Raw genomic sequence first — 5,690 nt, forward strand, 5'->3', positions numbered from 1 at the left:
TGGGGGCCGGGGGCGGGAGCTGGTCGAGGGCGGGCGGGGCGTCGGGCTCGACGTCCGGCTCGGCCGCCTCGACCTTTTCCTGCCTCTCGCTCTTCTCGGGCCTCTCGCTCTTCTCGGTCTTGTCCTTCTCGTGCTTGTCGCCGTCGCGGTCGCCGTGCGGCCAGCGGGGGAAGCGCGAGGTGCGGGTCGCGGCGATCTGCTCGCGGATGCGCTCCACGATCCGTCCCGCCGCCAGCTCGTACGCCAGCACGCACGCCGAGGTGATCGCCTTGGCGCGGGACGCGCCGTGTGCGATGACCACGGTGCCGTTCAGGCCCAGCAGCACGCCGCCGCCGTAGGTGTCGGAGTCCAGCCGGTCGCGCAGCTCCTGGAGGCGGCGGCGTTGCAGCAGCGCGCCGACCTTGGCGGTGCGGCTGGCGGTCATCGCGCCGCGGATCTCGCCGAACGCCGTCCGGACGGTGCCCTCCATGGTCTTCAGCGCCACGTTGCCGGTGAACCCGTCGGTGACGATCACGTCCACCACGCCCGCCAGCAGGTCGTGGCCCTCCACGTTGCCGACGAACTCCACGTCGTGGTGCCCGCCCGACAGCAGCTCGTGGGCGCGCTTGGCCAGCTTGTTGCCCTTGCCCGCCTCCGCGCCGATGTTGAGCAGGCCGACGCGGGGCCGCTCCAGCCCCAGCCGGATCTGCGCGTAGGCGGTGCCGAGCGCCGCGAACTGCACCAGCGTCTCGGGCTTGACGTCGGCGGTCGCGCCCGCGTCCAGCAGCACCGTGGGGCGCGGCCGGGTCGGCAGCGCCACCGCGATCGCCGGGCGCAACACGCCCGGCTGGCCCTTCAGCCGCAACCGCGAGGTGGCCACCACCCCGGCGGTGCTGCCCGCCGACACCAGCGCCGACGCCCGGCCCTGCTTGATCAGGTGGCAGGCGATCGCGACCGACGAGCGGGGCTTGCGCCAGCTCGCCAGCGCGCCCTCGCCCATGTCCAGGGCCTCCTCGGCGTGCACGATCGGGATCTCGCCCGCGACGCCGAGCCGGTCCAGCTCCCGCCGGATGCGCGGCGCCTGCCCGACCAGCAGCAGCCGCACGCCGTGCTCGCGCACCGCCGCGACCGCCCCGGCGACGATCTCCTCGGGGGCGTGGTCGCCGCCCATGGTGTCGACCGCGATCGGGGCGGGGCCGTCCGCCGATCCCGCGGCCGCGAGCCGCGACGGCTCGCCGGTGCCGGGCATGGCGACTCCAGGTGGGGTGGGAGAGTTCGGGTGGCCGCGAGAAACGCGCCACCTCGAATCGTAGGACGTCCCTCCCGATGCCTCGGCCCCCGCCCGCCCACCCCTTCGGGCGCGGGGCGGTCGTGTCAGTCGGCGCGGCGGCAGTCGTCGGCCAGGCAGCGGACGTTCTGCACGAGCGGCTTACCGTCCACCAGGATCGTGTAGTAGTGGTCGCGGGTGCGGTCCTCGCCGCTGCCGAACACCTGGACCGGCTTGCGGTCGGCGGTGCGGCCGGTGCAGGAGGCGCGCGTCTTGGCCTTGCTCCAGCCCGCCATGTCGGTGCAGGTCAGGCCCTCCCGCAGGGGCACCCCGCGCGCCTTCAGCTCCGCGCCCGCGGTGCCCGCCAGCGCGTTGCGGAGCTGGGGCTGCGTCTCGTAGCGCAGCTCCTTGCCACCGGTGAAGGTGAGGGCGAGGTAGACGATGCCGGCCGTGACGCCGGTGACGATGAGGGCCAGGACGCCCAGGACCAGCGGCCGCACGCGAGTGTTCTTCACGGTCGTTCTCATAGCCGGACGGTGCCCGCGCCACGCCCGGCGGCGCCCCGGCTTTCCGAGCTCCGGCCGAGTTCCTTACGGGATCAGGAATGTCGGGCGCAGCCGAGCCCGAGGCAGTGCGACCGCAACACCTCGCGCGGCCCCACGGTGATCACGTACAGCTCGCGGGGATCGTGCGTCTCGGCGCCGGTGGCGGTGCCGCTGACGCGGACCGGCTCGCCCGCCGCGGTGGTGGCCGTGCAGGAGATCCGCACGACGCCGCCGTCGCCCTGCTCCAGCGACCCGCACTCGGGCCGCGCCCGCAACCGCACGCCCCGGTCGCCCAGCTCCTTGATCACCCCGTCGGTGACGGCGTTGCGGTAGGCGCCCTCGGAGATCCGCTGCATCAGCTCGCAGCCGCTCAGCGACACCATGAGGGCCAGCGCCACCAGGACCGCGCGCAGCCGCGTCACGCCGCCTCCCGCAGGACCTCGGCGACCGCGTCGGCGACCGCGTCGGGCCGGTCGAGCTGCACCATGTGCAGGCTGTCGGGCAGCTCCACCTGGCGGCCCAGCGGGCTCATGGCGGCCAGCCGGGCGTGGTCGTCGGCCCACGCGCGGGCCCGGTCGGGGTCGGAGTAGTCGCCGAGCGCGGTGAGGACGACCAGGGGCACCGGCGGGAACGGCCGCCGCTCGCGCAGGCCCTCCAGGTCGGCGGCCATCTCGCGGTAGGCCAGCTCCTCGGCCAGGACGGTGCCGAGCACGGTGCCCCGGCCGTACACCGACCGCACCGTCTGCTCGTCCGCCGGCTCGTCGCGGTGGCTGGTGAAGCGCAGCACGATCCGGCGGCCCAGCGGCCCCAGCACCCGCGCCATCCGCGTCGCCTCCAGCGCGGCCCCCGCCGCCCGCGCCACCGGCACCGTCGCGGCCGCGACCCGCATCGACGGGCAGGCGAGGTCGCTCTCGTAGCTGGGATCGACCAGCACCAGGCCCGCGACCAGGTCGGGATGCAGCCGGGCCAGCGCCTCGGCATGGAACCCGGCCATCGAATGGGCCAGCACGACCACCGGCGCGCCCGCCCACACCGCCAGGTCGGCCAGGACACGGACCTCGCGGCGCAGGCTCGGCGCGGCGTGCGCGGCCGGGCTGAGGCCGAGGCCCGGCCGGTCGAAGGCCAGCACGCGGTACTTGTCCAGCAGTTCGACGGTGGGCGCCCAGTCGAACCAGACGCCGCCGAGCCCCGAACTGAGCAGCAGCGGGGGCCCGCCCGGATCGCCGGACTCCACCACGTGCACCTCCTCGCCGCCCGCCGTGACGATCACGCGCCGGCCCCCTTCCGCCGGTCCGCGTACAACGCCCACGCGATGGTGAGCAGCCCCAGCACCAGGATGCTGATCTGCACCCGCTGGATGATCCCCAGCCAGCGGCCCAGCAACATCGCCAGCACCGTGCTCAGCGCGAAGACGGTCTCGGTGAGCGCCAGCAGCCAGCCCCAGCGGGCCAGCGCGGGCCACCACCCGTACCGGCGCGCGGCGATCGACAACGTCAGCAGCGCCGCCACCCCGAACGAGATCACCAGGCTGCTGGTGACGGCGTGGAAGGAGTGCGAGAACGACACCTGCTCGGAGCGCTCGCGCAGCGCGCACCAGGTCTCCAGGCTCGGCGCGCAGTCCAGCGGGAAGACCGCGTCGCCGATCGCGCACAGCCCGAACAGCGCCAGGAACGTCCAGCCGAGCGCCGACCAGAACCGCCGCCGCAGGGTGACCAGCGCGGTGACGGCCACGCCGATCGTCAGCGCGCCGGTGATGAAGTCGCCGCCGCTGTAGACCTGGTGGTAGGGCTGGTCGACGGCCGACAGCTCGCTGACGTAGCCGTTGATGACGTCCAGGTCCGGGCTGAGCCGGTGCTCCAGCAGGAACGTCGCGTAGGTGATCGCGGCGACGACCGCGGCGGCGACCGCGAACCACGGCGCCACCCCCGGCCCGTCGTCGCGTCCGGCCGTCTCCACACGCCCCCCTCGCTCGCCGCCCACCGATCAGTATCGGGGTACCAGCATAAGGAGCGCGTAGGGGGCGCGACTTTCACGTCCCGTAATCGTTGAACGGGGGATGGGAGACGCAGGCGTAACGTTCGACGATATGTCTGCTCTGCCGTTGACCAGCATCTTTACACCCTTACAAGGGTAACTAGGCATTATGGCCGTGCTTCAACCGTTTCAATGGAGGTGCCCCGGGCCGATCTGATCACAGACCGTGACGCGCCCTGGGCGCGTTTCCCCCGCCGACGTTCAAGGAGTACCGACACGTGACCATGGTGAACGACGCGGTTCCCGCGGTGCGGTCCACCGGGCGCAAGTTCCGCGCCTTCACGGCCAAACATCTGGACGAGCTGACCGCCCGCGCGGGCCTGTCGCCCGACCAGCAGCTCGCGACGCGGGCGGTGGCGACGGTCCTGCCGTTCCGGACCAACGCCTACGTCCTGGAAGAGCTGATCGACTGGACCGCCGCGCCGGACGATCCCATCTACCGGCTGGTGTTCCCCCAGCCGGACATGTTGCCCGCCGAGGACGTCGCCACGCTGTCGGACCTGCTGCGGCGGGAGGCGCCCAAGGCCGAGGTCGAGGCCGCCGCGCACGCGGTGCGGATGAAGCTGAACCCGCACCCGGCCGGGCAGATGGAGTTGAACATCCCGAGCTTCGGCGACGGGAAGATCCCCGGCCTCCAGCACAAGTACGACGAGACCGTGCTGTACTTCCCCAAGCAGGGGCAGACCTGCCACGCGTACTGCACCTACTGCTTCCGCTGGGCCCAGTTCGTGGGCGAGGCCGACCTGAAGATGGCCGGCGACGACGTGCAGCAGCTGCGCGACTACGTGCTCGCCCACCCCGAGGTGACCAGCGTGCTGTTCACCGGCGGCGACGCGATGATCATGGGCGAGCCGGTGCTGCGCCGCTACGTCGAGCCGCTGCTGGACCTGGAGCAGCTCGAATCCATCCGGATCGGCACCAAGTCGCTGGCGTACTGGCCGCAGAAGTTCGTCACCGACCCCGACGCCGACGACATGTTGCGGCTGTTCGAGCAGGTCGTGGCGGCGGGCAAGAACCTCGCGTTCATGGCGCACTTCTCCCACCCGCGCGAGCTGGAGCCGCTGGTGCTGACGGAGGCGGTGCGCCGCATCCGCGACACCGGCGCCGTCATCCGCACGCAGGCCCCGCTGATCCGCGGCATCAACGACGACCCGGCCGCGTGGGAGACGATGTGGCGCGTCCAGACGCGGATGGGCCTGGTCCCGTACTACATGTTCGTGGAGCGTGACACGGGGCCGCAGGACTACTTCGCGGTGCCGCTGGCCGACGCGTACGACATCTTCCGCGACGCGTACAAGAACGTGTCGGGACTGGCGCGCACGGTGCGCGGCCCGTCGATGTCGGCGACGCCGGGCAAGGTGTGCGTGGACGGCGTGCTGGACATGTTCGGAGAGAAGGTGTTCGCCCTGCACTTCATCCAGTGCCGCGACGCCGACCTGGTGGGCAAGCCGTTCTTCGCCAAGTACGACCCGGACGCGATCTGGCTGGACGACCTGAAGCCGGCCTTCGCGGACAGGTTCCCCTGGCAGAAGTAGCCACAGCGCTGCGGCGAGCCGTCCCCACGGGACGCCTCGCCGCACCTGGCACGACCAGCAGCGCGGGGTGCGGGGCTGGGGTTGCAGGTCGAGGTGCGGAAAACCCGCGTAGGACTGGGGTTGTTGGGCACGTGCACAAACCTGCGCGGGGCCGGGGTCTCTGGTCGAGGTGCGGAAAATCCGCGCAGGACTGGGGTTGTTGGGCACGTGCACAAACCCGCGCGGGGCTGGGGTTGCTGGTTGGGTGCGGGGCGCGGGGCTGAGGCGGTTGGTCGGCTGTAGACCCCCACAGACTGAGTCGGTGCCTTGGCCTCGGCGAAAGCGGCTGTG

General features: G+C 72.4%; 6 protein-coding genes. 1 reads left to right on the top strand and 5 read right to left on the bottom strand.

From position 1 onward, the window contains the following. The 5 genes from plsX to AH6_RS41810 all read right to left on the bottom strand — a co-directional run. On the bottom strand, positions 1–1,228 hold a 1,228-nt coding region (gene plsX, locus AH6_RS41790; RefSeq protein WP_157432050.1), incomplete at its 3' end, for a phosphate acyltransferase PlsX. Positions 1,229–1,353: 125 nt separating this feature from the next. Continuing rightward, positions 1,354–1,773, bottom strand: coding sequence for a hypothetical protein (locus AH6_RS41795; protein ID WP_067492002.1), 420 nt, complete (start codon positions 1,771–1,773; stop codon positions 1,354–1,356). Positions 1,774–1,844: 71 nt separating this feature from the next. After that, the gene (locus AH6_RS41800; protein ID WP_067492005.1) at positions 1,845–2,213 is read right to left on the bottom strand and encodes a hypothetical protein; all 369 of its coding nucleotides are present in this window, start codon (positions 2,211–2,213) and stop codon (positions 1,845–1,847) included. Further along, positions 2,210–3,061 (bottom strand): alpha/beta fold hydrolase, encoded by an 852-nt coding sequence (locus AH6_RS41805; protein ID WP_067492007.1) that lies wholly within the window; start codon positions 3,059–3,061, stop codon positions 2,210–2,212. Before AH6_RS41805 ends, AH6_RS41800 begins: the two co-directional genes overlap by 4 nt. Beyond that, positions 3,058–3,747 carry a DUF998 domain-containing protein gene (locus tag AH6_RS41810; protein ID WP_083983978.1) on the bottom strand — a complete coding sequence of 230 codons (690 nt, stop codon included), beginning with the start codon at positions 3,745–3,747 and terminating at the stop codon, positions 3,058–3,060. Before AH6_RS41810 ends, AH6_RS41805 begins: the two co-directional genes overlap by 4 nt. Positions 3,748–4,049: 302 nt before the next feature. Between AH6_RS41810 and AH6_RS41815 the strand changes: the two genes are divergently transcribed. Next, positions 4,050–5,360: a KamA family radical SAM protein gene (locus AH6_RS41815; RefSeq protein ID WP_067492011.1), complete on the top strand. Its 1,311-nt coding sequence runs from the start codon at positions 4,050–4,052 to the stop codon at positions 5,358–5,360. Positions 5,361–5,690: the final 330 nt, after the last annotated feature.

The organism is Actinomadura hibisca NBRC 15177 (assembly GCF_001552635.1).
GTDB lineage: Bacteria > Actinomycetota > Actinomycetes > Streptosporangiales > Streptosporangiaceae > Spirillospora > Spirillospora hibisca.

What these genes read in the sequence shown, in the direction of transcription:
- AH6_RS41815 (WP_067492011.1), top strand. Translation starts at nt 4,050, where the DNA reads ATGGTGAACGACGCGGTTCCCGCGGTGCGGTCCACCGGGCGCAAGTTC.
- AH6_RS41795 (WP_067492002.1), bottom strand. Translation starts at nt 1,773, where the DNA reads ATGAGAACGACCGTGAAGAACACTCGCGTGCGGCCGCTGGTCCTGGGC.